Consider the following 3,652-nt stretch of genomic DNA (forward strand, 5'->3'; position numbering starts at 1 on the left):
CACTTCATGACTCCTTTCTACTGCCGAATACTGCGCAAACGTATATCCTTAATTATCTCTGCCGCAGAGACCGCTCCCTTTGGCTTCACGCTTCTTGTGGCGTACTTTCGCAGAAAGCACACCCTCCTTTAACGAGTGGATGATCTTCACAACCTGTGGAAGCACCTCGCCAGGCATTTCCCGAACTTCCTTAATGATCATCTTTTCATATTCAGTCCTTGTCTTCATAATCACCTCCATTATCCTACATCCTCTTGTTAATTCGCACAATATCCGCTTTACTGCACATATTGCACCTCTGCCGACTCTACTACCTCCTTGCGGAAATAGCGGCTTAAATCTTCAGGCATCCACAAGTCCACTCTGGACTTCCTCAGCCACTTCTCATGTATTTATTACATAAAGAACCTAAAGTCATACGGTATTGCTTGCAACGTTTCCGCCTGTTTAGCATACTTCGAAAGTCTCTTTGAAAAATCAAGTGTTACTGGAAGGGTCTTGTAAAGTTCGCCACCATTCCAATTCATTTTAGTTAAAGATAGAATATCTCGAACTGTCATTTCTATTGGGTCTGTACCCCTAAATCTCCTTATGAGTAACGGTGCAGGGATACCTCTTTTGCCTTGGTAATAGTTCATGTGACGACCTGCAACATCATCCTCTTGAACAGAACCATGTGTCCAAAGCAAGAAACTAAAATCATCAAGCTGAATGACAGTTCCTCTTTGTATCGGGAAGTTGTGAGGATCTGTCTTTACCTTTCCTGTGTATCTGTCGATATCTCCTCGTATTGCTCTCCATTTAGAATATTTCTGAATCTGTAACAATTCAATGTTTTCAATCCCTTCCAATGCCTCTGAAATGCCTGTCATTTCATCGTTTGTATAATGCAAGACTTTATGGACTACCAACTTTTCCAGTTTTGAGTTTCCGTCAATCCTGAAATAAGCTTCTTTAAGCTTGAGTATCATCCGTCTTGCATCTTCTTTGCTCATGAACGGATTTTTACCAATAAAAACGGGGTGTTCAATCGGCTGCAACAAAAATCTTAATCCTTGGCCACTTGAATCAAATATTTGGCTACTGCCTAAAACATACTTATTGGAATTATTTATTCTCTGAACGGCAAAATCAAGTCCTACAAAAGCAGTAGACTCATTTACAACCACATTTCGCCACGGCAGCCCATTAGCTTTTACATATAGTCCTAAGGATAGCCACCATTTGACTTTTGCTGGGTCTAAGTAGTCAATGGACTTGTCCTCAACAAACTGGATCTTGATGTTTTTTTTGGCGCAATATAATTTAATTGAATCATGTAAATCAAAATACACACTATCATTTTTGAGTTCTCTGAATTTTGTCCAGCCCTTTGGAAAGTAAAGAACCAGCACATCAAACTCACCACGTATCGTGTAAAAGTAATCTATCTTTCTTTTTAAAAAGTCATAAAACTCCAAATGATTTAATTTATTGACTTCAGCCTCATTCACAAGTTCCAAAAATTTGCTGTCTTTATTTTGTGGAATGTCGAGATATCTTTTGTAGATATTTGAAAAGGGATAATAATCAGTCAAATATTCCTTCTCAGTAGCTGCACGTATTTCATTGTTTAATTCATTTAGATGCTTTAAAATCCTTTGCATTCCTGAAATAGGAGTGATAATACCGAGTTTAATTGCTTGTTGATTGGTTTGCTTACTTTCAAATGAGTAATCAAGTGGGCCGAAGTTTTTAAGACCTTTTAGAGGATGAACGGTTTTATAATTGCTATCGGATATATGAAAGCTTAGTTTAGGTTCATTCGATATGAATGCACCTTTGAAAATGTAATATGAAGACGTAAAACTTCCTACTCCTGAAAATTTCTCTTCCAGATCAATTTTAAAGGAATCTATCGAAAACTCGATATTTGTGTTGTCGTTTTTAAGAAGGCCAAGCCAAAATCTTAGTTGGTTATTGACCATCCGATTCCACCTTTTTGAAATTATCTTATTAGCAATCTCCTGTTTCTCAAATCTGCTCAGCCCCGCCTTGTCGTCAATATGGATCGATGGAAGTATAATCAAAAAAAGTTCTTTATTGTGAAATTCGATTTGTATTTCAAATGCTTCGTAAACCGATAAACTGGTCTTTATTTTCGACTTCTGAAGTTCTTCAGTATTTAGTTTGTAATTCTTGGAGTAATACTTTCTAAGCCGATTATTTGGAACTTTTTCAAGTTTGAATTTCTTAAGCAGATTATGTTCGATCAAGTCATAAAGCATCCCCAGATAGAAGGATTCCTGCCTGTAAATTAATTTATCGTCAATGTCAACGGTTGTGATTTCTGATTTTAAGGTATGTGAAAACAACTTTTTAATATCGTTCACACTGGCAAACGCTACAGTATTTTCATTTGTTAAGGCGGCAGAAACAGGCTGGTCTTTGATTATCTCACGAAGCTTGTCCCAATCATCCTTGCCACCTTTCAGGTCAGTTTTGAAGCTATAAATACTTTTCGGGTAAGTCTTTGCCTTTATTGCATTGAGTTTAATTGGTGTAAACGAAGTTCCAATCTGCGGTGCCGTGAAAGCTTTTCTTTTTTCAAACCGTGATTTTGCAATATTTTCGATGTGATCATTTGCTAAGTTGTTCGTTTTATACAACTCATAAAGAAAGTCGTCAAAGCTGTCAATCTCAATAAAAGCGGCCAACTTCTCTTTATTCTTTTGATGGACTTTCTCTATAAACTCAATTACTTTTTTGTTGGTTTTTTGTCCCGTTCTGACGCACCAATAAAGCCCAAAAGGAAAAGGGTTGTCGGCTTCTAATGTTTTCTCAAAAGCAGACATAATCGACTGATCATTCCCGCCGTATCCGATAACTATTAGTCCTGTTTTACTTTGAACGTCCGCAAAATATTTGTGTAAGTCTTTTTCTAAGGTCTGTAATTCATCTACTGTATTTTGAAGTTTGTCATACCTATAGTCACCATGAAGTTTGACCACTCTCGGATAGTTGTTCAAGTTTGCAAGTTGACGTTGATTGTCAATTGATATGACCTCAAATGAAGAAGCATTATTTACGGATTTGATTCCATTCTCAATGAGTTCGTCAAAGTTCGTTGTCCATATATGATTAACTTTTTTGCAGTCAAACAATGCCCCAAGACACTTGTGTCCAATGGATGGGTTACGGCCTTCAACTATTTTTTGCATAAAGTATTTTCTATTTATCGATTTTGGAAAGCAATGTTCAAAATAGGCTGAATATTCTTCTTGCGAATATCGTTCTGGATACCCTCCTTTAAGATCGAAGTAGCTTTGAATGGTGTTTTGATTTCTCTCTGATTCTAAGTCCTTGAATTTTTCTTCTTTGATATTATTGGCCTGGCAATAAAGCATCCTTTTGAATTGCCAAATCAGCATCCCTGCTGTCGGAATGCCAGCTTGAACAGAGGCACCCGCACCCAGGAAAACATTCAGCGCACCATTAGGTCGAACTGTAAAGCTCCGTAAAAATTCTTTTATGTCTATTCGTTTCATAAGAAAAATGATACTGACTTAACCCCTCTCTCCCCAGCCCTTCTGTATTCCATTCGCCCTTTTCCATCATAATAAAAATATGTGTTGGGTCCGTTGTGATTAACCCAACCTTACCGCACTGCTGT

At 37.4% G+C, this 3,652-nt stretch carries 2 protein-coding genes; both read right to left on the bottom strand.

Translation table 11 applies throughout. The annotated features are described in order from the left end of the window. Positions 1–48: 48 nt before the first annotated feature. Entirely contained in the window at positions 49–228 is a 180-nt protein-coding gene (locus HUT38_04460; protein NUQ57705.1) for a hypothetical protein, read from the bottom strand. 167 nt (positions 229–395) lie between these two features. Next, complete coding sequence (locus tag HUT38_04465; protein ID NUQ57706.1) at positions 396–3,527, bottom strand: SIR2 family protein; 3,132 nt, start codon at positions 3,525–3,527, stop codon at positions 396–398. Between the last annotated feature and the right edge of the window lie 125 nt (positions 3,528–3,652).

Origin of the sequence: Candidatus Paceibacter sp. (genome assembly GCA_013360865.1) — a bacterium.
Classification (GTDB): Bacteria; Patescibacteriota; Minisyncoccia; order UBA9983; family UBA9983; genus SURF-57.

Coding starts and splice junctions, on each gene's coding strand:
- HUT38_04460 (NUQ57705.1), bottom strand. CDS start 228: ATGAAGACAAGGACTGAATATGAAAAGATGATCATTAAGGAAGTTCGG.
- HUT38_04465 (NUQ57706.1), bottom strand. CDS start 3,527: ATGAAACGAATAGACATAAAAGAATTTTTACGGAGCTTTACAGTTCGA.